Consider the following 26734-nt stretch of genomic DNA (forward strand, 5'->3'; position numbering starts at 1 on the left):
TCCTCACTAGAAGAAGCGCGGATCGTCGAAGACCCCGGACGCGACCAGATAGACGTAGAAGTCGGCGAGCGCCACGCTCAGCAGCGACGCCCAGGCCAGCTGCATGTGGCGGGTGTTGAGCCGGCCGACGAACTGCCAGGCCTTGTACCGCACGGGGTGTTTGGAGAAGTGCTTGAGCTTGCCGCCGACGATGTGCCGGCAGGAGTGGCACGAGATCGTGTACGCCCAGATCAGCACGATGTTGACCAGGAAGACCAGGGTGCCCAGGCCCATGTGGCCCCACCGGTAGTGGGTGTCGCGGAAGGACAGCACCGTGTCGTAGGTCAGCACTCCGGCGACCAGCAGGGCGAAGTAGAAGAAGTACCGGTGGACGTTCTGCAGGATCAGCGGGAAGCGGGTCTCACCGGTGTACTTCTGGTGCGGCTCGGCCACCGCGCAGGCGGGCGGCGACGCCCAGAAGCTGCGGTAGTACGCCTTGCGGTAGTAGTAGCAGGTCAGCCGGAAGCCGAGCGGGAAGATCAGGATGATGATCGCGGGCGAGATGCCCCACCAGCTCCCGAAGAGGTCGGCGTTCGGGCCGGCGTGCATGGTCCGGCAGTTCTGCGCCAGGCACGGCGAGTAGAACGGCGAGACGTACGGCGCCGCGTAGTAGTGCGCGTTGGAGAAGGCCCGCCAGGTCGAGTAGACGACGAAGGCGAACAGACCGGCCGCGGTGACGGCGGGCGCCAGCCACCAGCGGTCGGTCCGCAGATGCGGGGCGGCGATCGCGGCGCGCGTACCGGTGCGTACGCCGCCGCTGTTCTGTTGGGGTTCCGTACCAGTGGCCAAGGGTTGACTCCGGTCGGTTCGGGTCGGTTCAGGGAGCGCGGCGGTCGCGGGCGCCCAGTCCCTCGTCGTCCGAGTCCGTCCACAGACTGATGTCGTAGGGCGTGTCGGAGATGGTGACGAGGTCGGGGCGGCGGGGTGCGTCCGGTGTGGCGGCCGCCTCGCGCAGCAGCGCCACGCTCTCGCGCAGATGGTCGGCGTCCATTCGGACGCGGCGCATCTCCAGGCCGCCGCTGCCGATCTGGTGCTCCAGACGTCCCAGCGACCGGTGCAGATCGTCGAGACAGCGCTGGACCGAGGTGATGTCGTCGTGCACGGACATGACTTGCCCTCACTTCCGCGGGTCCGGCGGGCCCTGGGCGGCAACGTTCATGCGCCTTGGAGTGTTGCGCGCCGCACCTGCCGATGTGAAGGCATGTGCAGCGATTGGCGGAGGCGTACTGGCGCATCACCGGTGGTGTTGCGCCACATGGGTGGGGTTACCCCCTGTCATCGCCGTGTCGCCCGCTGTTGCCGGATCCTTTCCTCTTCAGTGGGCCGCATAGATCTGATCAGCTCCATATACCGCCAAACGTGATCATAACGCCCGCGGCTTCCCGGAGGTAGCAGAGATGTCCCACGACGGCGCCGGCCCTCACGCGGTCACAGCAGGCCGGGTGCCGCGTGCCACGGACGGCGCGGCGCGGCACCTTCCCGCGGGCCGCTCGCGGCGGAGCGTGACGCGCTCGGTGGCCTTCCTGACCGCGGGTGTGCTCGCCGTGCCGTTCCTCGCCGGCTGCGGCTCGGACGACGACGGGGCCTCGAAGCCGCTCGCCGGGCAGGACATCGTCCCGGCCGCCCGGGAACTGGTCACCGAGGGCGGCAGCCTGAAGTGGGCCGTCGACGCCGTCCCCGAGACCCTCAACGCCTTCCAGGCCGACGCCGACGCCGGCACCAACCGCGTCGCCCAGGCCGTACTGCCGTCCATGTTCCGGCTGGACGCCGAGGGCCGGCCGGTGCCCAACCCCGCCTACCTGGAGTCGGCCAAGGTCATCGAGACCGAGCCCCGCCAGGTCGTGCTGTACAAGCTGAACCAGCAGGCCGTCTGGAGCGACGGCCGGGAGATCGGGGCCGCCGACTTCCTCGCCCAGTGGCGCGCCCTGTCCGGGAAGAACAGCGCCTACTGGACCGCCCGTAACGCCGGCTACGACCGCATCGAGAAGATCGAGCGCGGCGCCAGCGACCTCCAGGTCCGGGTCACCTTCTCCCGCCCCTACGCCGACTGGAAGGCACTGTTCTCCCCGCTGTACCCGAAGGACGTCATGGGCACCCCGGACGCCTTCAACGACGAGGCCCGCCGCAAGCTGAAGGTCACCGCAGGACCCTTCACGGTCGACAAGATCGACACCGCCAACAAGGACGTCGTCCTCACCCGCAATCCGCGCTGGTGGGGCAGGCCCGCCAGACTGACCGAGCTGGTGCTGCACGCCGTACCGCGCGACAGGCGGGCCGCGGCGCTCGCCGCCGGCACCGTGGACGTCGCCGATGTCGACCCCGCCGACGCCCGGCGGATCGGGCTCGCCGCCCATGCCACCCAGAGCCCGCTGCAGGGCTCCGGCCGGGCGTCCGTGAAGAAGCTGCGCGCCTGGGCGCTCGAACACGACGTCGCGGCCGACCCGGCGAAGGCGGGCCGGACGACGCTGCGCAAGGCGATCGCCGACTACCTGGACGAGCAGCAGGCGCTGCGCGATGTCGAGGTCCGCAGGTCGCTGGAGCCCGCCTACACCCAGCTCGCCCTCAACGGCTCCGAGGGCCCCCTCGCCGACGAGCGGGTCCGCCGGGCCGTCGCCCGCGCCCTGGACCGCCAGGAGCTGGCCCGGCTGGTGCTCACCCCGCTGGGGCTGCCCGCCGTCCCGGTCGGCAGCCATCTCGCCCTGTCCGGGCAGGCCGCCTACGCCGACAACAGCGGCGCGGCCGGCGGACTGGACACCAAGGGGGCGCAGTCGCTGCTCGCCGACGCCGGCTGGGTGTCCGGCGGCCCGGTCAAGGAGCAGAAGGGCCCGGTCAAGGGGCAGAAGAAGGGCGAGAAGGCGGCCGGCGCCGAGAGCGAGCGGGAAGGCAACGAGAACGAGCCGCAGGGCGAGGAGGACAAGTCCGACGGCGGCAGGGACGGCGAGTACATCGTCGGCGAGGACGACAAGAACGGCGGGGGCGGGAAGAACGGGGACGGCAGGCGCGGCGAGGACAGGACCGGCGGCCGGGACGACGAGGGCGACCGGCACCTGGCGCGGCAGGGCAGGCACGGGGGCGCGCCCGGCGCCTACGCCCCCAAGGGCACGGCCGCCCCGGCCGCCGCCCCGGCGGCCCCGCTCGCCAAGGACGGCAAGGCACTCACGCTGCGCTTCGTGCTCCCGTCCGGCTCCGGCTCCGAGACGCTGGACTCGGTCGCCGAGCGGATCTCGGCCATGCTGGAGCGGCTCGGTATCCGCACGACGATCACCAGGGTCTCGGACGAGAGCTACTTCAAGGACCACATCGCCTCCGGCGACTACGACCTCGCGCTGTACTCGTGGCCGTCCTCCGCGTTCCCGGCGACGGACGACCGGCCGGTCTTCGCGAAGCCGGTGCCGGCCGCGGACGGCTCGGTGAACGTCGAGCAGAACTACACCCGGGTCGGGACCGACCAGGTCGACCAGCTCTTCGACGAGGCCGCCTCGACGCTGGACGAGGGCGAGGCGGTCTCGCTGATCCGCAAGGCGGACGCGCGGATCTGGGCGGCGGCGGGATCGATCCCGCTGTATCAGCGGCCCCAGCTGGTGGCGGTGCGAAAGGCCCTGGTCAACGTGGGGGCATTCGGTTTCCAGACGCCGGTGTACGAGGACATGGGTTTCCTGCGCAAGGGCGCGAAGGTCTCCGCCTCCCCGACCGGGAACTGAGGCCCGGGAGCGCCCCAGCGAGCCCTTGTCGTGGAGGGCACGTAACATGGGGTGAGGCCGTGGCGTGTCAAGCCCGGCAGGCCCGCGTCACACGGACGTACGCAGCAGGGCCTTCTCACTTCTCCTGGGAGTACGCCGCAATATGGCCACGCGCCACGACATCCGCAACGTCGCCATCGTCGCCCACGTCGACCACGGCAAGACCACCATCGTCGACGGCATGCTGAAGCAGGCCGGCGCGTTCGCCGCCCACCAGCTCGGCCAGGTCGACGACCGGGTCATGGACTCGAACGACCTGGAGCGTGAGAAGGGCATCACGATCCTCGCCAAGAACACGGCGGTCAAGTACCACCCGAAGGACGGCGGGGAACCGATCACGATCAACATCATCGACACCCCCGGCCACGCCGACTTCGGCGGTGAGGTCGAGCGCGGTCTGTCGATGGTGGACGGTGTCGTCCTTCTCGTCGACGCGTCCGAGGGCCCGCTGCCGCAGACCCGTTTCGTGCTGCGCAAGGCCCTCCAGCAGCGGCTGCCCGTCATCCTGTGCATCAACAAGACGGACCGCCCGGACTCGCGCATCGACGAGGTCGTCAACGAGACCTACGACCTCTTCCTGGACCTGGACGCGGACGAGGACCAGATCGAGTTCCCGATCGTCTACGCCTGCGGCCGTGACGGCGTCGCCTCGCTGACCAAGCCGGACGACGGCACGGTCCCGGCCGACAGCGACAGCCTGGAGCCGTTCTTCTCCACGATCCTGGAGCACATCCCGGCCCCGACGTACGACGAGGAAGCCCCGCTCCAGGCCCACGTCACCAACCTGGACGCCGACAACTTCCTCGGCCGTATCGCGCTGCTCCGCGTCGAGCAGGGCGAGCTGCGCAAGGGCCAGACGGTCGCCTGGATCAAGCGCGATGGCTCCGTCAGCAACGTGCGCATCACCGAGCTGATGATGACCGAGGCCCTCACCCGCAAGCCCGCCGAGAAGGCCGGCCCGGGTGACATCTGCGCCGTCGCCGGTATCCCGGAGATCATGATCGGCGAGACCCTCGCCGACACCGAGAACCCGATCCCGCTGCCGCTGATCACGGTCGACGAGCCCGCGATCTCCATGGTCATCGGTACGAACACCTCCCCGCTGGTCGGCCGTGGCGGCACCGGCAAGGGCGCCGACGCGAAGGCGGCCGTCAAGGACCGCAAGGTCACCGCCCGCCAGGTCAAGGACCGCCTGGAGCGCGAGCTGATCGGCAACGTCTCGCTCCGCGTGCTCGACACCGAGCGCCCGGACGCCTGGGAGGTCCAGGGCCGTGGTGAGCTCGCGCTGGCCATCCTGGTCGAGCAGATGCGCCGCGAGGGCTTCGAGCTGACCATCGGCAAGCCCCAGGTCGTCACCAAGCAGGTCGACGGCAAGACCTACGAGCCGGTCGAGCGCATGACGATCGACGTGCCCGAGGAGCACATGGGCGCCGTCACCCAGCTGATGGGTGTCCGCAAGGGCCGGATGGACAACATGTCCAACCACGGCTCGGGCTGGGTGCGCATGGAGTTCGTCGTGCCCTCCCGTGGTCTGATCGGTTTCCGGACCGAGTTCCTGACCCAGACGCGCGGCACCGGTATCGGCCACTCGATCCACGAGGGCCACGAGCCCTGGTTCGGTACGCTCCAGACCCGTAACAACGGCTCGCTGGTCGCCGACCGCTCGGGTTCCGTCACCGCGTTCGCGATGACGAACCTCCAGGAGCGCGGCGTGCTGTTCACCGACCCGGGCACCGAGGTGTACGAGGGCATGATCGTCGGCGAGAACTCGCGCTCCGACGACATGGACGTCAACATCACCAAGGAGAAGAAGCTCACGAACATGCGGGCTTCCTCGGCTGACTCGTTCGAGGCGATCGTTCCGCCGCGCAAGCTGTCGCTGGAGCAGTCGCTGGAGTTCTGCCGTGACGACGAGTGCGTCGAGGTGACCCCGGAGGCCGTTCGCATCCGCAAGGTGAACCTGGACGCCCGCGAGCGCGCCCGCGCCGCGAGCCGCGCCAAGCACGGCTGATCCTCGGGCAGTTGAAGCCCGGGTGCCCCCATCGTGGGGGTGCCCGGGCTTTTTGCAACCCATTTTCCGCGGGCGTATGTCCGGCATGCGGAGATCCTTGCCCGATACCCAGGTAACAAGTCCGTTTCATGCCGTCTTCCGTCGAACACTTTGTCCAGATTTTGGAAGGTCCAGCCGCGATCCGTGACTGAATTGAGATCTACCGGCAGTGGTCGGTGGTCGACCCATGGCAGATAGTTAGCCGCACAGCGCTCGGGTCAATGGGTCCCGCACTGTGGGGACAGTGCGCCGACTCGCGAGCACCAGGGGGTGCCTGACCCTCCGTCAGGGGTGTCGGAGGAAAGGCAGAAACCCTCTCTTGTTGGTGAATGCGTGGAGTCACTCATACCTTGAAACGGACGAACCGTGACAAGTCCTATCGACATTGAGGGCGGCGGGACTTCGGTCGTCGTCGACGGCGAACCAGGGCCGTCGGCGAAGGGCGAAACCGTCAAGCTCGAAGGCCGGTCTCCCGGCCAGCTGATGTGGCTGCGTTTCAGACGCGACCGCACGGGCGTGATCTCGGCCTACGTCGTGGGCTTCTTCTTCCTGGTCGGACTGCTCGCCCCGCTCATCGCCAAGCTGTACGGCAAGAACCCGTACACGGTGTACGCGGACGACCGCCCGGAACTCTTCGACAGCGCCGGTGTCCCGGTGCAGCCCAACGGCGGTATCAGCGGCGACTTCTGGTTCGGCCTCGAACCCGGCAACGGCTACGACGTCTTCACCAAGCTGATCTACGGCATCCGTACCTCACTGATGATCTCGGTCGCCGTCACCGTCGCCGTGGTCGTGACCGGCATCCTGCTCGGTGTCGCGGCCGGCTATATCGGCGGCCGGACCGACTACTTCATCGGCCGGGTCATCGACTTCCTGCTCGCCTTCCCGGCCCAGCTGTTCTTCATCGCGAGCATGCCGGTCGTGGTCTCGCTGTTCGTCAGCCCCCGGGACGAGACCCCCACCTATGTCCGGGTGGTGGCCCTGATCCTCGTCCAGTGGTTCCTGGGCTGGATGGGCCTCGGGCGCATCCTGCGCGGCACCGCACTCGCCCTGCGGGAGCGGGAGTTCATCGAGGCGGCCAAGGTCAGCGGGGCCTCGCCGTGGCGGATCATCCGCAAGGAGATCCTGCCGAACATCGTCACCCCGCTGCTGGTGCAGTCGACGTATCTGCTGCCCAACTTCGTGACGGCCGAGGCCGGTCTGTCGTACCTGGGCGTGGGAATCGTCGAACCGACGCCGGACTGGGGACAGATGTTCTCCAAGGCGTCCACCGAACTGGTGATGCAGAACGACATCACCTACATGTTCTTCCCCGGCATCTCGATGATCATCTTCGTCGTCGCCTTCAACCTGCTCGGGGACTCGGTCAGGGACGCCTTCGATCCCAAGACCGCGCGCTGATCTTTCACCGCAGCAATTCCACTGCACCTGCAGCAATTCCACTGCACACCTGCATCAACTCCACTGCACCGCAACGCACTTCCAGAAGTCCGTTTCGCACTGGTGACACATAGATCGCACTGGTGACACACAGATGGGTGGGAATCTTCGTGATGAGTAGGGGCGGACGCCACGCATACGGCGCACTCTCCGTGCTCGCGGCCGGAGCTCTTGTGCTCACCGGTTGCAGCAAGGGCGGCAGCGACAGCGGCACCAACGGCAAGAAGGACCAGCAGGACGCCAAGCGGCAGCAGGCGTTGATCAAGTTCGGCAGCGCGGCCGACTCCACCGGCCCGGCGGCGCCCGTGCCCGGCGCCAAGTCCGGCGGTGCGATGGAGGTGCTGCAGCGGGACTCGTACGCGCACCTCGACCCGGGCCAGATCTACGTCTCCGACATGATGTCCGTCGCACAGCTGCTGCACAGAGGCCTGACCGGCTACAAGGCCACGAGCGACAACGGGCATCAGCACGAGGTGGTCGGCGACCTCGCCACCGACTCCGGCACCACCACCGACGGCGGCAAGACCTGGAAGTACACGCTCAAGGACGGCATCAAGTTCGACGACGGCACGCCGATCACGTCCGAGGACATCCGCCACACCTTCGAGCGGCTCTTCGCGCCGTTCATCAACCAGGGCCCCACCTACATCCAGCAGTGGCTGGCCAACACCCCCGGCGCCGCCTACCGCAAACTGCTGCCGGACGGGCCGTACAAGGGCAAGCACCTGCCCGACTCCGTCCTGCAGACGCCGGACGCCAAGACGATCGTCTTCCACTTCAAGACGCCGCACCCGGACCTGCCCTACGCGCTGGCCATGGCCGGCTACTCGGCGGTCTCCGAGAAGGGCGACACCAAGGAGAAGTACGACAAGAACCCGGTGACGTCCGGCCCGTACAAGATCCAGTCGTTCAAGTCCGGCAAGTCGATGGTGCTGGTCAAGAACACCAACTGGGACCCGAAGACGGACCCGATCCGGCACCAGTACGTCGACCAGTTCAACATCACCTTCAACCAGCAGTTCGAGACCTCCACGAAGGCCCTGCTCGCCGACAGCGGCGCCGACCGGAGCGGCATCAGCTTCAACAACCAGGTCGACGCGGGCAACCTCTCCAAGGTGCTCGCCGACCCGAAGATGAAGTCCCGCACGGTCTCCGGCTACCAGCCCTACGTCGGCCAGATGAACGTCAACATGAGCCACCCGGCCATGAAGGACAAGACGGTCCGTGAGGCCATCGCCTACGCGCTGCCGATCACCCCGTTCGTGCGCGCCTACGGCGGCACCGACGCCATGGAGGTCGCGGGCGGCCTGATCTCCCCGACCGTCTCCGGCTACAACCCCTCCTTCGACCCGTGGGGCAAGAAGAAGAAGCCCGCCGGTGACCCGGAGAAGGCCAAGGCGCTGCTGAAGAAGGCCGGCAAGCTGGGCATGAAGCTGACCTTCGGCTACATCAACACCCCCGAGGGCCAGCAGTACTCCACCGCCATGGCGGCGGGCCTGGCGAAGGCCGGCTTCAACGTCCAGCGCCAGGAGATCCCGGCCGAGACCTACTACGACCAGGTCTCCAAGCTGAACAACAACTACGACATCTTCCACACCGCGTGGGGTGCCGACTGGCCGTCCGCCCTGACCGTGATCCCGCCGCTGTACGACGGCCGGGTGATCGCCGACGGCGCGCAGAACTACTCCCAGGTCAACGACCCGAAGATCAACAGCGAGATCGACCGGATCGGCAAGATCACCGACCCGGTCAAGTCGGCGGCCGAGTGGGAGAAGCTCGACGAGTACATCGTGCAGGACAGCGTCAACGTCGTCCCGACCGGGGACTACAAGCAGACCCAGATCGCCGGCTCCAAGGTCGGCGGCCTCGTCTACGACGACGTGATCGGCGGCGTCGACCCGCGTCGCCTCTTCATCAAGTAACCGTGCCCGTCCGGTGCCCGGCGCACCCCCGCGACAGGGGTGCGCCGGGCACCGCGAAGGCCGCCGACGTCTGAGAGCTGCCCTGTCATGCTGCGCTTCCTCGTGCGCCGGTTCATCGGTGCCGTCGTCATTCTGTTCCTGCTGAGCATGGTCACGTTCGTGCTGTTCTTCGGGGTGCCCCGGGACCCGGCGCTGCTGATGTGCGGCAAGACCTGCAACCCGGACAGCATCGCGAACATCCACCATGTGCTCGGCCTGGACAAACCCATCACCGAGCAGTACTGGATCTTCCTGCACAACCTCGTCATGGGCAGCGACCAGTTCGCCCAGGGGCCCTGTCCCGCCCCCTGCTTCGGGTACTCGTACCACACCAACGAGCAGGTCTGGGGCACCCTGATGGACCGGCTGCCCACCACCGTCTCGCTCACCCTGGGCGCCGCCGTGTGCTTCCTGTTCATCGGCCTCGGCACCGGACTGCTGGCCGCCTGGCGGCGCGGCACGCTGATCGACAAGACGGCCACCGCGGGCGCCATGGTCATCAGCTCGCTGCAGATCTACTTCCTCGGCCCGCTGGCCCTGGCGCTCCTCGTCTACCAGACCCACTGGTTCGACAAGCCCGCCTACACCTCGGTCACCCAGGACCCCGCCGCCTGGTTCACCGGGCTGATCATCCCGTGGGTGATCCTCTCCACGATCTTCGCCGCGCAGTACACCCGTATGGCACGGTCCTCGATGATCGAACAGCTCCAGGAGGAACACGTCCGCACCGCCCGCGCCAAGGGCATGTCCCGGCGGTACGTCTTCTTCCGCTACGCCTGGCGCGGCTCGCTGATCCCGATCGTCACCATCTTCGGCATCGACCTCGGCTCGCTCTTCGGCGGCGCCATCATCACCGAGTACACCTTCGGCCTGCCCGGTCTCGGCAACCTCGCCGTCCAGTCCGTCTTCTTCAGCGACCTGCCGCTGCTGCTCGGCGTGATGCTCTTCTCCGCCAGCATGATCCTGCTGTTCAACATCATCGTCGACGCCGCGTACGCCTTCATCGACCCGCGCGTGCGGCTGGCCTAGGAGCACTGTCGTGACCACTCTGACCAAGGAAGCCGGTGCTCCGCACCCGGCCGGCGCCGGTCCGCTGCTCGCGGTGCGGGACCTGTACGTCAGCTTCAGGACCGAGGACGGCGTCGTACGGGCCGTGGACGGGCTCTCCTTCGACCTGGAGCGCGGCAGGACGCTCGGCATCGTGGGGGAGTCCGGCTCGGGCAAGTCGGTGACCAACCTGACCATCCTCGGTCTGCACAACCCCGTGTTCACCACGGTCGATGGTGAAATCCTGCTGGACGGACGGGAGTTGACGACCGCCCGCGAGTCGGAACTCGAAAGGCTGCGCGGCAACAAGGTCGCCATGATCTTCCAGGACCCGCTCACCGCGCTCTCCCCGTACTACACGGTCGGCCGGCAGATCGCCGAGCCGTACATGAAGCACACCGGCGCCGCCAAGAAGGAGGCCTGGCAGCGCGCCGTGGACATGCTCGGCAAGGTCGGCATCCCGAACCCGCGCGAGCGGGCGAAGGACTATCCGCACCAGTTCTCCGGCGGTATGCGCCAGCGCGCGATGATCGCCATGGCGCTGGTCTGCGACCCCGACCTGCTCATCGCGGACGAGCCGACGACGGCCCTCGATGTGACGGTCCAGGCGCAGATTCTCGATCTGCTCAAGGACCTGCAACAGGAGTTCGGATCCGGCATCATCTTCATCACCCACGACCTGGGGGTGATCGCCGACATGGCCGACGACATCATGGTGATGTACGCGGGCGGCGCGGTGGAGCGGGGCACCACCGACGAGGTGCTGCGCGCACCCCGGCACCCGTACACCTGGGGCCTGCTGAACTCGATGCCGCGCCTGGACTCCGACCTCGGCGCCCCGCTGTCGCCGATCCCCGGCACCCCGCCCTCACTGCTCAACCCGCCGTCCGGCTGCCGCTTCCATCCCCGCTGCACCTTCCAGGACCGGGTCGAGGGCGCGGGCCGCTGTGTACGCGAGCGTCCGCTGCTGGCCCCGGACCGGTCCTCCGCATGCCATCTGACGGAGGATCAGAAGCGGACCATCTTCCTCGAAGAGATCAAGCCCGGCCTGGGCTAGGAGGACATTGTCATGACAGAGGAGAACGTCCTCACGGCCCCGCGCGGGAAGGACGCCGGCGCGGACGGCGAGCCGTTGCTGCGGGTCTCGGGCCTGACCAAGCACTTCCCCGTCAAGGGCGGCTTTCCGATCCGCCGGACCGTCGGCGCGGTGCAGGCCGTCGACGGCATCGACCTGACCGTGCACGCCGGGGAGAGCTTCGGGCTGGTCGGCGAGTCGGGCTGCGGCAAGTCGACCACGGGCCGACTGATCACGCGTCTGCTGGAGCCGACGTCCGGATCGATCGCGTACCGCGGCCGCGACATCGGCCACGCCACGCGCAAGCAGCTCGCGCCGATCCGCTCCGAGATCCAGATGATCTTCCAGGACCCGTACTCGTCGCTGAACCCGCGGCAGACGGTCGGCAAGATCATCTCCGGCCCGATGGAGATCAACGACATCAACCCGGAGGGCGGCCGCGAGAAGCGCGTCCGTGAACTCCTGGAGATCGTCGGCCTCAACCCGGAGCACTTCAACCGCTTCCCGCACGAGTTCTCCGGCGGTCAGCGCCAGCGCATCGGCGTGGCCCGTGCGCTCGCCCTGGAACCGAAACTGATCGTCGCCGACGAACCGGTCTCGGCGCTCGACGTCTCGATCCAGGCCCAGGTGGTGAACCTCCTCCAGAAGGTCCAGCGGGAACTGGGCATCGCGTTCGTCTTCATCGCCCACGACCTGGCCGTGGTCCGCCACTTCTCGCAGCGCGTCGCGGTCATGTACCTCGGCAAGATCATCGAGGTCGGCGACCGCGACTCCATCTACACCCGCCCGCGCCACCCGTACACCCACGCCCTGCTGTCCGCGGTGCCCGAGGTGAACCTCGCGGACGACGATTCGGGCGGCCGCGAGCGCATCCGCCTGGCCGGCGACGTCCCCTCCCCGATCTCCCCGCCGTCCGGCTGCCGCTTCCGCACCCGCTGCTGGAAGGCTCAGGACAGGTGCGGGACCGAGGAGCCACCGCTGGTCCGGATCCCCGGCAACCGCGAAGGTCATCTGACGGCCTGCCACTTCCCGGAGGAGCCGACGATCGAGGCCCGCGACGAGGACATCGTCCTGGACCCGGCGCTGGCGGCGCTGGAGGAGGGACAGGCGGAGTAGGGAACAGGAGAGGGGGCCGCCCCGCGGCGCCGACGACGGATCACTGCCGTTCGTACACCGTCACCCGCCGGCCGCGGATCTGCTGGTCCGTCACCACGGTGAAGTACCGCTTCAGTACGGCGGTCTTCGTCCTGTCCTGCTCCGCGGAGAGCGGCTGGGCCGTCTCGGCCGCATCGGTGACCAGCAGGATGCGCCGCTGTGCCAGCATCGCGTCCCGTATCCGCCCGGGGCCCGCCTCCTCGCCCTTCAGCGTCCCGGACTCCGCGGGGCTCTTCGTCAGCGCGATGTCGCTCAGGCCCGTGAAGGCGCCGGGGGAGACCAGTGCGGCATCACGCCGGTCCGCGGGTACGAAGAGCACCGCGTCCCCGGCCTGCTTCAACTGCCGTACGTTCTCGGCCACCGCCAGGACGTCGTCCACCCGGCTGGCCGGGGACCGGGTGGACAGCGACTGCGGCAGCAGCGCCACCACCGCTGCCACGAGCGCCACCGGGACGAGCCACGGTGCCGCCCGGGGGAAGCGCGGGAGGGCGGACCGCACCGCCGCACGCAGCGCGGCACCGATCATCAGAGCCAGACCCAGCATGCTGAACAGGGCATAGCGGTCCTGGAACAGAGGGTGGACCAGCGAGACGGCGATGAGGCCGAGCTGCGGAACCGCCAGCAGTGGCAGTCCGACGGCCGCGAGGGAAAGACGGCCCGCCCGCGGCCGGTCCAGCAGGGCCCCGAGGCCGCCGAGCAGCAGGAGCACGGCAGGGCCGACCAGCATGTGCCAGGTCAGCGGCGGTATCCAGGCCACCTGCTGGGACTGGCTCCGACTGAAGAGGATCAAGGGCAGTGTGCCGGTGACGGCGGTCAGCGCGGCCGCCGCCCAGTGCATCCGTATGCCGCGCCCGGCCTTGCTCCACATCAGGGTCGCGAAATGCGCGGGCAGGATCAGCAACGACAGCCAGTTCAGCAGCGCGCACGCCAGGATCGTGCCGCCGTACGCCGTCCAGCGCACCGCGCCGCCGCGTCCCTGGACCAGGCTCACCAGCAGCAGCGTGGAGATTCCCGCGCCCGCGGCCACCAGCGCGTACGGGCGGCCCTCCTGGAGCTGGAACTGCACGGCGGGCAGCAGCCCGAACGCCAGCCCTCCTGCCACGCCGGCCGAGACGCCGGCCAGCCGGTGGCCGACGGCCGCGACACAGGACGCCGCGACCGCCATGGCGAGCACCGAGGGCAGCCGCAGGGTCGTGGTGCCCGGTCCGAAGCAGGCGAACAGGCCGTGCATCAGCAGGTAGTAGAGCCCGTGTACGGCATCGACGTGCCCCAGCGTGTGCCAGATCTCGGGCACGGACCGCTGGGCCATCTGCCAGGTCACGGCTTCGTCCCGCCACACACTCCGCTGCCGGGACAGCCCCCACAGGCCGAGCGCGAGGGTCCAGGGCAGCGGTATCAGCCATACGGGCAGGCGGAACCGTAACAGGGCGGGGAAGGAGTTCATGAAGGGGTTCGGGTCCTCGGGTCGGTGCCATGTGACTGAGCCGGATTCTTCCAGGGCGAGCCGACCGGCCTCCGGTTCACTTGGCCACGGTGAAGTAGTGGTGCCCGGGTGAGTCCCCGAGCCTCTTGACGGCGGCGAGGCTCGCGATCCGCTCGCGCATCCTCTTCTCCTCCGCCTCCCTGGCGTCCCCGGTGCGGACGGTGCCGAGCCGGGAGTGGTTCATCCGGCAGGATGCGGCGTTCCTCACGAGGCGCGGTCGGCAGTTCCGGTATCGGAATCGCTCGGAGATCACGTAATATCCGGGACGAATTGGCTAACTGTCGCAGTTGCCCGCTTAGTTGGAGAATCCTCCACGCCTCGACCAAGGGTGACCGCGCAAGGGGGAAGGAACAAACCAAGATGACGCCATCCAGTCTCCGCAGACGTGTCGCCGGAACCGCAGCCACCGTATTTCTGATCGGTGCCGGCGCCGTGGCGACCGCGCCTTCGGCAGCGGCCAAGGCCAACCTGCTGTCCATCGACAGCGTCTCGCGGCACACCCCTGGCCTGCAGGTGAAGGTCACCTACTCCTGCGACGTGGGCATGGACCATGAGCTCGTGGCCAACGCGACGACGCTCAACCACAGCCCCCACGACCAGTCCATCGCCGCGGGCACCGTCAAGAAGGACCGGCTGGTCTGCGACTACCACGACCATGTCGCGCTGGTGACCCTGCGCCCGGCCGCGGGTTCGCACTTCGACAAGGGGGACAAGGTCGAGGTCACCGTCTTCTACTTCGACAACGACGGGTTCCGGTACGCCGACCAGGAGAAGGCCGCCGTCCTGTAGGGCGGCTCCCGCACGTGCGGGAGCCGCTGCTGCCGGTGAGCAACAGGCGGTGCGGCCGGTGGCGGGACCACCGTCAGGTGATCAACGGGGTCCTTTACCGGTTGAGCACCGGGGTGCGGTGGCGTGAACTGCCTGAACGCTTCGGTCCATGGAAGACCGTCCACAAAAAAGGGGCCCAACGAAGATCGGTTCAGCCCCTGTCGTCGGCGGTACTCTGCGCGGCCTCCTGGAGGAGGTCGTGCAGCTGGCGAAGCCCTCGGCCGGACCCGCGGCGGACTGACCATCAAGATTCATTTGGCCGCGGAAGGCAACTGCCGGCCCCTGTCCCTGCTCATCACCCCAGGTCAGCGGGCCGACTGTACGCAGTTCGAGCCAGCCATGGACAAGATCCGAGTTCCCCGTCGCATACCTTCGCAAGCGTGGCATCCGGCACGTGATTCCGGAGAAGAGGGACCACAAGGCCGCCTGGATACGCCGGGGTTCACGGGGCGGACGCCCTCCGAACTTCGACAAAGAGCGGTACAAAGACCGCAATACGGTGGAGCGGGCCATCGGAAAGCTGAAGCAGTTCAGAGCCGTGGCCACCCGCTATGACGAACGCGGATACGTCTACCTCGGCACGGTCACCGCTGCCGCGCTCCTCATCTGGCTCCGATCGTGATCAGAGAGCCGGATCCGACGGCCCCACGATCGCCCGCAGCGCGGCAAGGTGCCCCCGGTAGGCATCCCGGCCTCGTCCGGTCAGGTGGAGCCACACGCGCTGCCGGGTGTCACGGACGGCCTTGCGCTGCCCGACGTAGCCGGCGTCCATCAGCACGGTGATGTGCTTGCTCAGCACGGAGGCGGAGAGACCGAGTTGCTTTTGGACCAAGCCGAACTCCGCCTCGCCCGCGGTGTCCAGGAGGGCGCAGATGCGCAGCCGGTTCGGGGCGTGGATGGTGGTGTCAAAACCCTCCAGAGGGTCGTGGCTTTCGGCGCTCACGCGACCTTCCGGTGCAGGCGGACGAAGGCAAGGTGGAAGCCGACGGACGCGACGGCACTGATCAGCGAGGCCGCGAACAGCCACACCGGCCATCCGGTGACGCGGAACGCGAACGCTGCCCCCACCAGCAGCACGGGCAGGCCGACCGCGAGCGGCACGGTCGCCCGCTTCGGCAGCACGTCAAACCGCAGCGCCACCCCGGTCTTGTTACGCCAAGTCTTGGCCGCGACGGCGAAGAGCGCCCCGTACACCGCAGTCATCGCCAGCATGATGCCCATCCAGGCGGGGCCCGGCAGCAGCCAGTCCGGGTCCGCCATGGCGCCTCCGTAGGTGATCGGCAGCGCGGCAGTGTAGAGGGTAAGCGTGATGAAGAACCAGTTCGGCCACGGTGTGGCCGACAGTGCGGCAGCGGAGGCCCGGATGTGCTCGGTGTCGGCCAGCGCGGAACGAGCCTGCTCTGGCGTCAGTCGTACGCCGTTAGTTTCCATGACGGAAAGAGTATCCGCTAGTTTCCAGTAGGGAAAGTGGCAAGTTTCCAGTACGGCAAGTGACGAGCTTGCCCACTTGGGTTCCGTCTCTCCGCTCGTGATCGGAGAGACGCGACCTAGGCTCGCCGTGCCACGGTGATGATCTCGGGGCTGTCGGGGGTGAGCGGTGTCCGGTCCCAGTCGCCGTACTGCTCGACGACGGTCAGCCCGGCTTCGGCGAGGAAGCCCTCCAGCGACTCCCGGCCCAGGAAGCGGAGGGTGCTGCGGCACACCTTCGGGCTCGGCCAGGGTTCACCGGCGTAGGTCTCCGTGAAGCGTACGAGCCCCTCACGGGGCGGCCCCAGCACCTCGTGCCACACCCGCACCGGCCGGCCTTCGGCGTCGGTGATCTCGTACACCCGGTCCGGTGTCCACCGCTCCCAGGCCCGGGCGGCCGGATTACGACTCTCGAAGACGAACCGCCCGCCGACGGCGAGCGCTGCGCGGACCGCGCGCAGACAGCCGCGGATCTCCTCGTCCGTGACGAGTTCCTGGAACGCGTGCCCTGTCATGACGGCGAGGTCGAACTCCCCGTCCCACGACCGCACGTGTGTGTCACCGAGCACCCACTCGACGTCCGACCGGGCCCGTCGCGCCTGTACGAGCATGGCGGCGGCGGGATCGAGTCCCATCAGCCGGCCCCGGTGCCCCTCGGTCCGGGCCTGCCGCAGCAGTCGTCCGGTGCCGCAACCGATGTCCAACACCGAGCGGGCCTCCCGCACCAGACCGAGGTAGAAGTCGTCACCCGGTCCCCAGGGGTTGAGGCTGTCGTAGAGCGCGGCGAGCGAGAGATCGGTGAACGAATGATCTACCACCGCGGCAGTCTGACACACGATGCTGAACGGTGCGTCAGGTTCCGGCGGACTTCTTGAGGGTCTCTCAACTCTGGTTCTTCAGGGCGTTGATGAAGGAGGTGAAGGTGGAGGGTGGGAGGGTGAGGGTGGCGGCGCTGGCGGGGGCTTTTGAGTCTCGTATGGCTACGCGGGCGGGGCTGATGGAGATCTCCACGCAGGCATTGCCCTCACCGCCGCCGGAGTAGGACGACTTGCGCCAGTGGTCGCGGGTGGCCATGCGTGCCTCACAGTTCCTTCGCCAGTCCGTGGATGAAGTCGCGTGAACGGCCGGGTTCGAGCGACACCGCTTCCAGCCTACGGAAGAGCGCGCGGAATCGGTTGAGTTGAGCTTCGCCGTCGATGAATCCGGTCCTGTGAGGTCCGTCCCGTACCACAGTGTCCAATTTGGGAACCGAGCCACCGGCGTACACCATGGCGCTTCCGGCTCCGCCGAAGTTGTCCAGGTCGAAGGGGATGACGCGCACGGTGACGTGGTCGGCTTCGGAAAGTTCCAGAAGTTTGGCGAGATGGGCCCGTGCTGCGGCGCGGTCTCCGACCCTGATGCGCAGCGCCGCTTCGTGGATCAGAGCCTCGTACGGAATCGGGTCGGCGCGCTGGATGACGACCCTTCGCCTCATCCGGTGTTCGACCCACAGCTCCACCTCGCTCTTGGGGTGCTCCGGATTTAGGTACGAGAAGAGTCCACGGGCGTAGTCCTCGGTCTGGAGAAGACCTGGGACGTGCAGGAAGTCGACGTCCCACCGGTAGCTGGCGTGGTGCTCCAGCTCGGACAAGTCCAGGAACGGCGTCGACAGGCGACCTCGGAACTCCTCCCACCAGCCTCGCGTGCGGTCGGTCGCCATGGTCACCAGAGCCTCGATGAGTGCGGGGTCCGAGCAGGCGTAATTGGCAGCGAGGCGGCGTAGCCGGTCCTCGCTCACGCCCGTGAACCCAGTCTCGATCTGGCTGATGTGGGGAGGACTCACTCCGAGCAGTCTCGCCGCCTCCCGCGCGCTGAAGCCTGCCGCGTCGCGGAGCCTGCGCAGCTCTGTCGCCAGGCGCAGCTGACGTGCCGTCGGCTCAGCTCTCAGCGCCATCGGCTGCACCTCTCAACATGTCGGTGAAATCAACTCGTTAGGGCGCCAGATTACGCGACCAGCTTGCGGTGCATTAACAATAAGCCCTACCGTCGGTGACGTACCGCACACGCAGCGGAAGCGCGCCGCTCCGTCGTGCCGTGACGGCTGCGGCAATGCCACCGTGTGCGCGAAATCCCCCTGACATCAACGGAGTTGATGACGCATGCCCGAAATCGAAGCCTGGGACTACACGCTCTACGTTCCCAACGACCTGAGAGCGGTCACGGTGTGCCGGCGCACGCTGCGGCTGATCCTGACCCTGCACGGGCTGGTCGGGATCGTGGATACCGCGGAGCTGCTGGCGGCGGAGTTGGTCTCCAATGCCGTGCGGCACACGAAGGGTCCGGCCGCGTTGCGGGTGCGTCGTACCCCGGAGGGCACCGTGTGGATCGGGGCGTGGGACACCGACCCCGCCCCGCCGGACCCTCCCCGCCCGCTGGAGCAGGTGGCGGAGCTGGGGCTGGAGGACGGGCGGGGCCTGGGACTGGTGAAGGCCTGTTCGGAGTACTGGGGGTGGCAGCCTACGGCCCGGTTCGGGGATCGGGGGAAGTACGTGTGGTGCGAACTTGCGGCGGCGTAGCTCGTTGATCACCGTGATGGAAAGGAGAGCAGATGGTCGGCTCGTCGCATGAGGCGTTACACCAGATCTTCCAGAAGGATCCGACGCTGCTGACGAAGGCGTTACAGAAGGTCCTGCACGTGCCCTTCCCCGAACCGAGGGAGATCGCCGCGCTGAACGTGGACCTCACCGAGATCGAACCGGTCGAGCGCCGCGTGGACACGCTGCTGCGGGCGGAGACGGACGAGGGCACGTACCTGCTGGTCGTGGAGTCGCAGGGGAAGGTGGACGAGCGTAAGCGGGGCAGTTGGCCGTACTACCTGAGCTATCTGTACGAGAAGTACCGCTGCGAGCCCGTGCTCATCGTCATCACCCAGAGCAGCAGGACCGCCGAGTGGGCCTCGCGCCCGATCCGGTTCGGGTTCCGGGACTGGCACTCGTTGACGGTACGGCCCCTTGTCCTCGGTCCGGACAACGTGCCGGTGATCGCCGACGAGCGGCAGGCCGAGAAGGACGTACCTCTTGCGGTGCTCTCGGCCATGACGCACGGACGTGGCCCGCAGGCTCCGGCCATACTGGAATCGCTGGCAGCCGCCCTGCGGACCATTGACTCAGAGACCGCCGCGGTCTTCGTGCAGTTTGTCGACTCCTGCCTGGCCGACCCCCAGGCGAAGCAGATGTGGAAGGAACTGATGACGGCAATCCAGTACTTCTGGCGACACGAACTCGCCGAACAAGTGCGAGCGGAAGGCAGGGTGCAAGGCCTGGAGCAAGGCCGGGAGGAGGGCCGTATCGAGGATCGTAGGGAGATGATCCTTCGCATCCTGGAGTGGCGGGGAATACCGGTGGCAGATGGGGTCCGCGAGCGAGTCACCGCCTGTACGGACCTCGGACAACTGGAGGTCTGGGCCCAGCGAGCCGTACTCGCCACAGACGCGGCGGAGTTGTTCGACACGGAGTGAGCAGGGGACCGTTGGGCCGCTCGCTTCTCGGTGATTGTCGGGCTTCCGCGAGGTGAGTCAAGGGCGCTGTGCGTCGCCTTCGGCGATGGCCCTCCGGGCCACCCTTGACACACCTCGCTCCAGCCCGGGGGAGAAGCGAGCGAGCGGCCCGGAAGGGCGGTGGCCCTGGCCGGTACCGGGCCCTCGGTGAGCTGAGTCGCCACTGTGGGGGTGGGGGCGCGGTCGCGTCTCGCATGCACGCCGGGTCGGTTCGGCGGTGCGCCACGGGTGGGAGGGCAGGGCAGGGTTGTGGGTCGTGGGGAAGGGATTGGCGGACTTGAGCCGGGTGGGGAAGGGGGATGGGGGCCTTCGGCGGGGGCCTCGGCGGTGAGGTCACCTGGCAGGTGGCGCATATCTGCCAGTCGGTCCCTTCGGGTGAAGGGGCTGGGTAGTCCGCGCCTGGGTGTGCCGAAGGCCCGCGTCAGGGAAGACGCGGGCCTTCGTTCCCTGGAAGCGGACGATCAGGGGCTCGGGTCAATAGGCCGGTGACAGTCCGTTCCGCGAGGGGCGGCTGACGGAAAGGGGTGTGTCAGGCCGCTGCCTCGGGGTCCTTGGCGAGGCGGGGGGCCGGGACCGTGTCCGCCGTCTCGGGGTAGTGGCATGCCGTGAGGTGGCCGGGCTTGTTGCCCTCGACCTGCACCAGCGTCGGTGCCTCCGTCGCGCACTTCTCCGTCGCCTTCCAGCAGCGGGTGCGGAAGCGGCAGCCGGTGGGCGGGTTGATCGGGGACGGGACGTCGCCGGCCAGACGGATCCGCTCGCGCGGCTCCGCGTCCACCGTCGCCTCGGGCACGGCGGAGAGCAGAGCCCGGGTGTAGGGGTGGCGGGGGTTGCCGTACAGGTCCTCGCGGTCGGCGATCTCGACGATCTTGCCGAGGTACATGACCGCGACGCGCTGCGAGAAGTGGCGGACGATCGCCAGGTCGTGGGCGATGAAGACGAACGCGATCCCCAGTTCCCGCTGGACCTTCTGGAGGAGGTTCACCACCTGGGCCTGGATCGAGACGTCCAGGGCCGAGACCGGTTCGTCGGCGACGATCAGTTTCGGTTCCAGGGCGAGCGCACGGGCCACGCCGATGCGCTGGCGCTGGCCGCCGGAGAACTCGTGCGGGAAGCGGTTGAAGTGCTCCGGGTTGAGGCCGACGATCTCCAGGAGTTCACGGACGCGCTTCTCGCGGCCGCCCTCCGGGTTGATGTCGTTGATCTCCATCGGGCCGGAGATGATCTTGCCGACCGTCTGCCGCGGGTTCAGCGAGGCGTACGGGTCCTGGAAGATCATCTGGATCTCGGAGCGGATCGGCGCCAGACCCTTGCGGCCCGCGTGCGTGATGTCCTGCCCGCGGTAGGTGATCTTGCCGCCGGTCGGCTCCAGCAGACGGGTGATCAGCCGGCCCGTGGTCGACTTGCCGCAGCCGGACTCGCCGACCAGGCCGAGGCTCTCGCCCTCGGCCACCTGGAAGTCCAGGCCGTCGACCGCCTGCACCGCGCCGACCGTACGGCGGATGGGGAAGCCGCCCTTGATCGGGAAGTGTTTGGTGAGCCCGGAGACGTCCAGGAGGGGGTTCGTGTTGCTCATGGTGTGAAGTCCTCTGGGGTCCGTCAGTTGTGCCGGGTTGCGGCGAAGTCGGCGAAGAGGTCCCGCTTCTGGTCGGCGGTGAGGTGGCAGGCGGAGCCGCGGCCCTCGGCCACCTCCAGCGCCGGGCGCTCGGTCGAGCACAGACCGCCCGTGACCTTCTCGGTGAACCCGCAGCGCGGGTGGAAGCGGCAGCCGGACGGCGGGTTGAGCAGCGAGGGCGGGGAGCCGGGAATGGGGGAGAGCGGCACGTCGACCGCGCCGTCCAGACTCGGCATCGAGTTCAGCAGGCCCAGCGTGTAGGGGTGGTCCGGGGCGCTCAGCACCTGCTTCTTGGTGCCGCGCTCCACGCACCGGCCGCCGTACATCACCAGCACGTCGTCCGCGATGTCGGCGATGACACCGAGGTCGTGGGTGATGAAGATGATGGCGGTGCCGAACTCCTGCTGGAGGTCCTTCAGGAGGTCCATGATCTGGGCCTGGACCGTCACGTCGAGGGCCGTGGTCGGCTCGTCGGCGATCAGCAGCTCGGGGTCGCAGACCAGCGCCATGGCGATCATCGCGCGCTGGCGCATACCGCCGGAGAACTGGTGCGGATAGTCGTCCACGCGGATGTCGGGCTGCGGGATGCCGACGCGGCGCAGCATCTCGATCGCGCGGGCCCGCGCCTCCTTCTTGGAGACGCCGGTGTGCTTGCGGTACGTCTCGGCGATCTGTGCGCCGATCGTGTGGTACGGCGAGAGCGAGGCCAGCGCGTCCTGGAAGATCATGGACATCTTGTTGCCGCGCAGCTTCTCCAGCTCGGACTCGGAGGCGTGGATCAGCTCCTTGCCGTCGAGCAGGATCTCGCCGTCCATCGTGGTGTTCCGCGGGTCGTGCAGGCCCAGGATCGCCATGTTGGTGACGGACTTGCCGGAGCCGGACTCGCCGACGATGCCGAGGGTCTTGCCCTTCTCCAGGTCGAACGACAGCCCGTCGACGGCCTTGACGACGCCGTCCTCGGTGGAGAAGTGGACCTTCAGGTCGCGCAGGGAGAGGAAGGGGGTGCTCATGGTCTCTCTCCTTATGCGAGGCGCACGCGCGGGTCGACGAGGGCGTACACGGCGTCGACGATGATGTTGAAGATGACGATCGCGGCCGCGGCGACCAGGACGACACCGAGCAGCACCGGGAGGTCGTTGGTGCTGACCGCCTTCACCGAGAGCGCGCCGATGCCCTGGAGGCTGAAGGTGTACTCGGTGATGATCGCGCCGCCGAGCAGCTGGCCGAGGTCGAGGCCGAAAATGGTGATGATCGGGCCCATCGCGCCGCGCCAGGCGAAGCGGAAGAACACCGTCCGGCGGGAGAGTCCCTTGGCACGCGCCGTCCGGACAAAGTCCTCGCTCAGCGACTCGACCATCTGGGAGCGCGTCATACGCGTGTAGTTGGCGGTGAAGATCAGCGACAGCACCAGCCACGGCACCAGCAGACCGGTGAACCACTTGCCCGGATCCTCGGTGAACGGCGTGTAGTTGGCACGGTCCAGCAGGTGCAACTGGTCCACGAAGAGGTACGTGGCGAGGACACCGATGACGAAGATCTGCATCGAGGACGCGATCAGCGAGGCCGAGCTGGCGATCTTGTCGAGAGCCTTGCCCTGCTTCACCGCGGCCAGCATGCCCGTGCCGACACCGAAGATCAGGAAGACCACGGAGCTGCCGAGGGCCAGCGAGAGCGTGGTCGGGAAGCGGTCCTCGATGGTGGCAAGGACCGGCTCGCGGTTCTGGAACGAGTAGCCGAGGCACGGCGCGTCGCAGTGCCCGAAGGAGGTGTAGTCACGCCCCACGAACAGGCCCTTGAGCCAGTCCCAGTACTGCACGGGGAGCGAGTGGTCGATCCCCAGGTTCTTCTTCACCAGGGCCAGGGTCTCAGGGGTGCAGACCTTGCCGCACGCGATGCGGGCGGGGTCGCGCGGAGCGGCGTAGAACAGGACGAACACCAGGGCGCTGATGATCAGCAGGATCACAGCGGCGCCGAGGGTCCGGCGGATGAGGAAGCGGAGCATGGCAGTTGGGTTTTCCTGACGGGATGCCGTAGGGGGTCAGACGGCGGGGCGGCGTCGTGGCCGCCCCGCCGGGGTCGTACGTCAGGCCTTCACGAAGGTCTTGTACAGCAGGGTCGAGGCGAACTGCGGGTCCATCTGGGCGCCGCCGACCTTGGAACCGTGCAGGTAGTAACGGCGCTGGAAGGTCTCGGGGATGATCGGCGCGACCTCCTGCATGATCCGCTTGTCCAGCGCGGACCAGGCCTTGCCGGCCTCCTTCTGGTCGGGGATCACCGCGTTCTTCTTGATCCCCTCGTTGATCCAGCTGATGTTCGTCTGCGAGATGTTGTTCAAGCCGTTGCCGATGACCGCGCCGTCGAACAGCGGCTGGATCACGGTGAAGGCGGTCGGCCAGTCCGGGGACCAGCCGAACCACATCACGTCGTAGCTGTTGTTGATCTGCTGGATCTGGTCGTAGTACGTGGTCTGGTCGACCGGCTTCATGACCGGCGTGAACCCGGCCGCCTTCAGCGCGTTCTCGATGACGACCTTGGTCTTCATGTAGGTCGGGTCGTTCGGGAAGGCGTAGACGACCTTCGTGCCCAGCTTGCCGGCCTCCTTCAGGAGCGCCTTGGACTTCTCCGGGTCGCCCTGCGGCTTGGTGTTCTTGCCGTAGAGGTCGTACTTCTCGTACCCGATGAGGTCCGGGCTCATGATCGAGGTCGCGATCTCACCCGCGGTGGGGCCGCCGTAGATCTGCCGGATCTGCTGCAGCGGCCAGGCGTAGTTCAGGGCCTGGCGGACCTTCAGGTCGGTGACGCGCTTGGTGTTGATCGCGTAGTAGTACAGGCCGGTGAGGAGGCCGTTGAAGCTGCGCGCCTTCAGCTGCGGGTCGGTGAGCACCTTCTGGATGCGCTCGGCCGGGACTTCCTTGTAGATCGACACCGCGTACTGGTCGTTGCCCTGGTCCGCGATGAAGCGGTCGGTGGAGTCGAGGATGTTGATGCCGAAGGTGAACTCGAAGCTGTCCGGGTAGGCGTTGCGGATCGAGTCGGTCGCCGGGTCCCAGTTCTTGTTGCGGATCAGGACCATCGACTTGTCGGTCGTGTGGGCCTTGATCTTGTACGGACCGCAGGCGGCCGGCAGCTTGTCGTACTTCTCCTTGGTGTCCAGCTTCGGCGAGGTGGCGGCGTACGAGTGCATCCCCAGCGTGAAGTTGAAGTCCGGCTTGGGCTCGGCCAGGTGGAAGGTGATCGTGCGCTTCGCCTTGTCGGTGACGATCGAGTCGAGGTGCTTGCCCTTGTAGGGACCCTCGTAGGCGTCACGCCACTTGGCGCCCTTGCCGGTCAGCGCCAGCTGGACGTAGGTGGCGGACTCGGTGATGAACGGGGCCCACAGGCGCTCGATGCCGTGGCGCACGTCCTCGACGGTCAGCTCGCTGCCGTCCTCCCACTTCAGACCCTCCTTCAGCGTGAAGGTCCAGGTCTTGTTGTCCTTGGAGGCGGTGCCGGTGTCGGTGGCGAGGTCGCCGACCAGCGTCTGGTGACCCGCGGAGTCGGTCTTGTAGCCGGTCAGGCAGCGGTGCAGCAGCAGCGCGGCCGTGGAGTTGTACGCGTAGTAGATGCGCTGCGGGTCCAGGTGGGAGAAGTCCTGCGGCGACAGGCCGTAGATCGTGCCGCCCTTCTTCGCACCGGGGATCTCCGGGGCCGGGCCGGTCGAGTCGGCCTTGGTGCCGATGGTGACCTTGGCGCCCGTGTAGGAGGTGGCACCGTCGGTCGGGGTGTTGCCGCCGCCCCCGCCGCCGCTGCTGCACGCGGACAGGAGCGTCGAGCCCGCGGCCGCGACAGAGGTGGCGATGACAAAGTTTCTGCGGGAGAGAGACATGGCTGACCCGTTCGTAGTGGAGGACAAGAGGTGCTGTGAGCCCGGCCGGGCCCCGTCGCCCGGCCGGACTCGGAACTCAGCGCTTGGTCTTCGGGTCCAGGGCGTCGCGGACCGAGTCGCCGAGCAGGTTGAAGGCGACGACGAAGATCACCATGGCCAGGCCCGGGAAGAGCATGAAGGTGATGTCGTCCTGGTAGACCTTGGCGCCGTTCTGGATCATCACGCCCCAGTCGGGAGTGGGGTCCGAGAGGCCGACGCCGAGGAAGGCGAGAGCCGCTTCCGTGGTGACGTAGGTGGGGAGGAGGAGCGTTGCCTGGATGAGGATCGGGGTCCACAGGTTGGGCAGCAGTTCCTTGAAGATGATCCGGGCCGGGGAGGCACCGGTGACCTTGGCCGCCTCGACGAACTCGCGCTCGCGCAGGGCGAGTACCTCGCCGCGCAGCAGACGCGCGATGGAGGCCCAGCCGAAGGCCGTCATCACGAGGATCAGGCTGGTGACGGTGAGCCACACGGGGGTGCTGTCCGTCGGCGCGACGAAGATCGCGATGACCACCGGCCAGAAGGCGATGAAGAACAGCGTCTGCGGGAACGCCAGCAGGATGTCGATCACGCGGCCGACGAAGTAGTCCGTCTTGCCGCCCAGGTAGCCGGCGGTGACGCCGAGGACGACACCGAGCAGGGTCGTCAGCAGGGCGGCGACGGTCGCGATCAGCAGCGAGTTACGGATGCCGTAGAGCAGGAAGGTGAAGACGTCCCGCCCGAGCTGCGGCTCGATGCCGAACCAGAAGTCGGAGCTGATGCCGCCGTTGGGCTTGATCGGGTAGTTGAACTGGTTGAACAGGCCGGGGGTGTTCATGCCGTACGTGGTGTACGGGTCCTTGCCGTACACCTTGGCGATCAGCGGCGCGCCGATGCCCACGACGAAGAAGAAGATCACCACGAAGGCGGATATGACGCCCGCCCGGTCCCGCTTGAAGCGGGTCCAGGCCAGCCGTCCCGGAGAGCGGCTCTCGGTGCCCTTGGGGGTGCCGGGCGTCGCCGAGGCGGCGCTGTCTTCGTCGGTCACCTCGAGTGCGGCGGCCGGGGAAGGGGATGCGGGGGTGGTCATGATGCTCCGTGCCTTGTGGGTCAAGGCTCCGCAGGGCGTCCCCCTACGGGCTACGCCGGACTTTTTCAACGCAATTCATTCAAGGTCAATAAATTCTCGGTCCCCTTGGTTGCCTCTTTACCTTCTTTACTCGTGCTTGAACATATCGTAGCTACGCGGGTAGCACGCTGTAATCAATCCGTGCTTCACATCGGGCCAATCGGGCTAATCGGTCAATGGGTTCGATATGCGGACGGTGGTGTGCCGAAATGCGTACATCGGCACGTCGCAATCCAACGTTTCAGCATCGTTGCGCGGAGATCTGTTGCGCGCCACGCCGAAGATCGTCC

General features: G+C 67.7%; 24 protein-coding genes and 1 pseudogene. 11 read left to right on the forward strand and 14 right to left on the reverse strand.

Going from position 1 to position 26734, the window contains the following annotated elements:
• Positions 1-6: 6 nt before the first annotated feature.
• Positions 7-828: a succinate dehydrogenase subunit SdhC gene (gene sdhC, locus IE277_RS17840; protein WP_189953547.1), complete on the reverse strand. Its 822-nt coding sequence runs from the start codon at positions 826-828 to the stop codon at positions 7-9.
• A 28-nt stretch (positions 829-856) separates the two neighbouring features.
• Complete coding sequence (locus tag IE277_RS17845; protein ID WP_189953548.1) at positions 857-1147, reverse strand: Rv0250c family protein; 291 nt, start codon at positions 1145-1147, stop codon at positions 857-859.
• 289 nt (positions 1148-1436) lie between these two features.
• Here IE277_RS17845 and IE277_RS17850 point away from each other — a divergent pair, with 289 nt between their 5' ends.
• The 7 genes from IE277_RS17850 (at position 1437) to IE277_RS17880 (ending at position 12468) form a co-directional block, all read left to right on the forward strand.
• On the forward strand, positions 1437-3740 hold the full coding sequence (locus tag IE277_RS17850) for an ABC transporter family substrate-binding protein (RefSeq protein ID WP_189953550.1): 2304 nt from the start codon (positions 1437-1439) through the stop codon (positions 3738-3740).
• A 142-nt stretch (positions 3741-3882) separates the two neighbouring features.
• The gene (typA, locus tag IE277_RS17855; RefSeq protein ID WP_189953552.1) at positions 3883-5790 is read left to right on the forward strand and encodes a translational GTPase TypA; all 1908 of its coding nucleotides are present in this window, start codon (positions 3883-3885) and stop codon (positions 5788-5790) included.
• A gap of 405 nt (positions 5791-6195) precedes the next feature.
• On the forward strand, positions 6196-7230 hold the full coding sequence (locus IE277_RS17860; protein ID WP_189953554.1) for an ABC transporter permease: 1035 nt from the start codon (positions 6196-6198) through the stop codon (positions 7228-7230).
• A 152-nt stretch (positions 7231-7382) separates the two neighbouring features.
• Positions 7383-9191 (forward strand): ABC transporter substrate-binding protein, encoded by a 1809-nt coding sequence (locus IE277_RS17865; protein WP_189953556.1) that lies wholly within the window; start codon positions 7383-7385, stop codon positions 9189-9191.
• An 87-nt stretch (positions 9192-9278) separates the two neighbouring features.
• Entirely contained in the window at positions 9279-10259 is a 981-nt protein-coding gene (locus tag IE277_RS17870) for an ABC transporter permease (RefSeq protein ID WP_189953558.1), read from the forward strand.
• 10 nt (positions 10260-10269) lie between these two features.
• Positions 10270-11334, forward strand: a complete 1065-nt coding sequence (locus tag IE277_RS17875) for an ABC transporter ATP-binding protein (RefSeq protein WP_189953560.1) — start codon at positions 10270-10272, stop codon at positions 11332-11334.
• A 12-nt stretch (positions 11335-11346) separates the two neighbouring features.
• Positions 11347-12468 carry an ABC transporter ATP-binding protein gene (locus IE277_RS17880; protein WP_189953562.1) on the forward strand — a complete coding sequence of 374 codons (1122 nt, stop codon included), beginning with the start codon at positions 11347-11349 and terminating at the stop codon, positions 12466-12468.
• A 40-nt stretch (positions 12469-12508) separates the two neighbouring features.
• On the opposite strand, the gene IE277_RS17885 is transcribed toward IE277_RS17880, so the two are convergent.
• Together IE277_RS17885 and IE277_RS17890 are read right to left on the reverse strand one after the other, a co-directional pair.
• Positions 12509-13951 carry a glycosyltransferase family protein gene (locus IE277_RS17885; protein ID WP_189953564.1) on the reverse strand — a complete coding sequence of 481 codons (1443 nt, stop codon included), beginning with the start codon at positions 13949-13951 and terminating at the stop codon, positions 12509-12511.
• Positions 13952-14027: 76 nt separating this feature from the next.
• Positions 14028-14198: a hypothetical protein gene (locus tag IE277_RS17890; protein WP_189953566.1), complete on the reverse strand. Its 171-nt coding sequence runs from the start codon at positions 14196-14198 to the stop codon at positions 14028-14030.
• A 152-nt stretch (positions 14199-14350) separates the two neighbouring features.
• Between IE277_RS17890 and IE277_RS17895 the strand changes: the two genes are divergently transcribed.
• Together IE277_RS17895 and IE277_RS17900 are read left to right on the forward strand one after the other, a co-directional pair.
• Positions 14351-14779, forward strand: coding sequence for a hypothetical protein (locus IE277_RS17895; RefSeq protein WP_189953568.1), 429 nt, complete (start codon positions 14351-14353; stop codon positions 14777-14779).
• Between the two features lie 14 nt (positions 14780-14793).
• A pseudogene (locus tag IE277_RS17900) lies at positions 14794-15440 on the forward strand (IS5 family transposase).
• Here IE277_RS17900 and IE277_RS17905 read toward each other — a convergent pair.
• The 5 genes from IE277_RS17905 to IE277_RS17925 all read right to left on the reverse strand — a co-directional run bounded on the left by IE277_RS17905 (position 15441) and on the right by IE277_RS17925 (position 18218).
• A complete protein-coding gene (locus tag IE277_RS17905; RefSeq protein WP_229881719.1) occupies positions 15441-15761 on the reverse strand; it encodes a transcriptional regulator in 321 nt (106 codons plus the stop codon). It lies immediately after the preceding pseudogene.
• Entirely contained in the window at positions 15758-16249 is a 492-nt protein-coding gene (locus IE277_RS17910) for a hypothetical protein (protein WP_189953571.1), read from the reverse strand. The genes IE277_RS17905 and IE277_RS17910 overlap by 4 nt, the downstream gene beginning before the upstream one ends.
• A 116-nt stretch (positions 16250-16365) precedes the next feature.
• On the reverse strand, positions 16366-17103 hold the full coding sequence (locus IE277_RS17915) for a class I SAM-dependent methyltransferase (protein ID WP_189953574.1): 738 nt from the start codon (positions 17101-17103) through the stop codon (positions 16366-16368).
• A gap of 64 nt (positions 17104-17167) precedes the next feature.
• Positions 17168-17359, reverse strand: a complete 192-nt coding sequence (locus IE277_RS17920) for a DUF397 domain-containing protein (RefSeq protein ID WP_189953576.1) — start codon at positions 17357-17359, stop codon at positions 17168-17170.
• Between the two features lie 7 nt (positions 17360-17366).
• A complete protein-coding gene (locus IE277_RS17925) occupies positions 17367-18218 on the reverse strand; it encodes a helix-turn-helix domain-containing protein (RefSeq protein ID WP_189953899.1) in 852 nt (283 codons plus the stop codon).
• Positions 18219-18423: 205 nt separating this feature from the next.
• Between IE277_RS17925 and IE277_RS17930 the strand changes: the two genes are divergently transcribed.
• Together IE277_RS17930 and IE277_RS17935 are read left to right on the forward strand one after the other, a co-directional pair.
• On the forward strand, positions 18424-18840 hold the full coding sequence (locus IE277_RS17930) for an ATP-binding protein (RefSeq protein ID WP_189953577.1): 417 nt from the start codon (positions 18424-18426) through the stop codon (positions 18838-18840).
• Between the two features lie 32 nt (positions 18841-18872).
• Positions 18873-19781: an RpnC/YadD family protein gene (locus IE277_RS17935; RefSeq protein WP_189953579.1), complete on the forward strand. Its 909-nt coding sequence runs from the start codon at positions 18873-18875 to the stop codon at positions 19779-19781.
• A 568-nt stretch (positions 19782-20349) separates the two neighbouring features.
• Here the strand turns inward: IE277_RS17935 and IE277_RS17940 are convergent.
• The 5 genes from IE277_RS17940 to IE277_RS17960 form a co-directional block, all read right to left on the reverse strand.
• Positions 20350-21393, reverse strand: a complete 1044-nt coding sequence (locus tag IE277_RS17940; protein ID WP_189953581.1) for an ABC transporter ATP-binding protein — start codon at positions 21391-21393, stop codon at positions 20350-20352.
• 23 nt (positions 21394-21416) lie between these two features.
• Positions 21417-22442, reverse strand: a complete 1026-nt coding sequence (locus IE277_RS17945) for an ABC transporter ATP-binding protein (RefSeq protein ID WP_189953583.1) — start codon at positions 22440-22442, stop codon at positions 21417-21419.
• 11 nt (positions 22443-22453) lie between these two features.
• The gene (locus IE277_RS17950) at positions 22454-23434 is read right to left on the reverse strand and encodes an ABC transporter permease (protein ID WP_189953585.1); all 981 of its coding nucleotides are present in this window, start codon (positions 23432-23434) and stop codon (positions 22454-22456) included.
• Between the two features lie 81 nt (positions 23435-23515).
• Entirely contained in the window at positions 23516-25297 is a 1782-nt protein-coding gene (locus IE277_RS17955; protein ID WP_189953587.1) for an ABC transporter substrate-binding protein, read from the reverse strand.
• Positions 25298-25373: 76 nt separating this feature from the next.
• A complete protein-coding gene (locus IE277_RS17960) occupies positions 25374-26405 on the reverse strand; it encodes an ABC transporter permease (RefSeq protein ID WP_189953589.1) in 1032 nt (343 codons plus the stop codon).
• Positions 26406-26734: the final 329 nt, after the last annotated feature.

This window comes from Streptomyces alanosinicus, from assembly GCF_014650595.1.
GTDB lineage: Bacteria > Actinomycetota > Actinomycetes > Streptomycetales > Streptomycetaceae > Streptomyces > Streptomyces alanosinicus.

Coding starts and splice junctions, on each gene's coding strand:
- IE277_RS17845 (WP_189953548.1), bottom strand. CDS start 1,147: ATGTCCGTGCACGACGACATCACCTCGGTCCAGCGCTGTCTCGACGAT.
- IE277_RS17850 (WP_189953550.1), top strand. CDS start 1,437: ATGTCCCACGACGGCGCCGGCCCTCACGCGGTCACAGCAGGCCGGGTG.
- typA (WP_189953552.1), top strand. CDS start 3,883: ATGGCCACGCGCCACGACATCCGCAACGTCGCCATCGTCGCCCACGTC.
- IE277_RS17865 (WP_189953556.1), top strand. CDS start 7,383: ATGAGTAGGGGCGGACGCCACGCATACGGCGCACTCTCCGTGCTCGCG.
- IE277_RS17870 (WP_189953558.1), top strand. CDS start 9,279: ATGCTGCGCTTCCTCGTGCGCCGGTTCATCGGTGCCGTCGTCATTCTG.
- IE277_RS17880 (WP_189953562.1), top strand. CDS start 11,347: ATGACAGAGGAGAACGTCCTCACGGCCCCGCGCGGGAAGGACGCCGGC.
- IE277_RS17885 (WP_189953564.1), bottom strand. CDS start 13,951: ATGAACTCCTTCCCCGCCCTGTTACGGTTCCGCCTGCCCGTATGGCTG.
- IE277_RS17895 (WP_189953568.1), top strand. CDS start 14,351: ATGACGCCATCCAGTCTCCGCAGACGTGTCGCCGGAACCGCAGCCACC.
- IE277_RS17910 (WP_189953571.1), bottom strand. CDS start 16,249: ATGGAAACTAACGGCGTACGACTGACGCCAGAGCAGGCTCGTTCCGCG.
- IE277_RS17920 (WP_189953576.1), bottom strand. CDS start 17,359: ATGGCCACCCGCGACCACTGGCGCAAGTCGTCCTACTCCGGCGGCGGT.
- IE277_RS17925 (WP_189953899.1), bottom strand. CDS start 18,218: ATGGCGCTGAGAGCTGAGCCGACGGCACGTCAGCTGCGCCTGGCGACA.
- IE277_RS17930 (WP_189953577.1), top strand. CDS start 18,424: ATGCCCGAAATCGAAGCCTGGGACTACACGCTCTACGTTCCCAACGAC.
- IE277_RS17935 (WP_189953579.1), top strand. CDS start 18,873: ATGGTCGGCTCGTCGCATGAGGCGTTACACCAGATCTTCCAGAAGGAT.
- IE277_RS17940 (WP_189953581.1), bottom strand. CDS start 21,393: ATGAGCAACACGAACCCCCTCCTGGACGTCTCCGGGCTCACCAAACAC.
- IE277_RS17945 (WP_189953583.1), bottom strand. CDS start 22,442: ATGAGCACCCCCTTCCTCTCCCTGCGCGACCTGAAGGTCCACTTCTCC.
- IE277_RS17950 (WP_189953585.1), bottom strand. CDS start 23,434: ATGCTCCGCTTCCTCATCCGCCGGACCCTCGGCGCCGCTGTGATCCTG.
- IE277_RS17955 (WP_189953587.1), bottom strand. CDS start 25,297: ATGTCTCTCTCCCGCAGAAACTTTGTCATCGCCACCTCTGTCGCGGCC.
- IE277_RS17960 (WP_189953589.1), bottom strand. CDS start 26,405: ATGACCACCCCCGCATCCCCTTCCCCGGCCGCCGCACTCGAGGTGACC.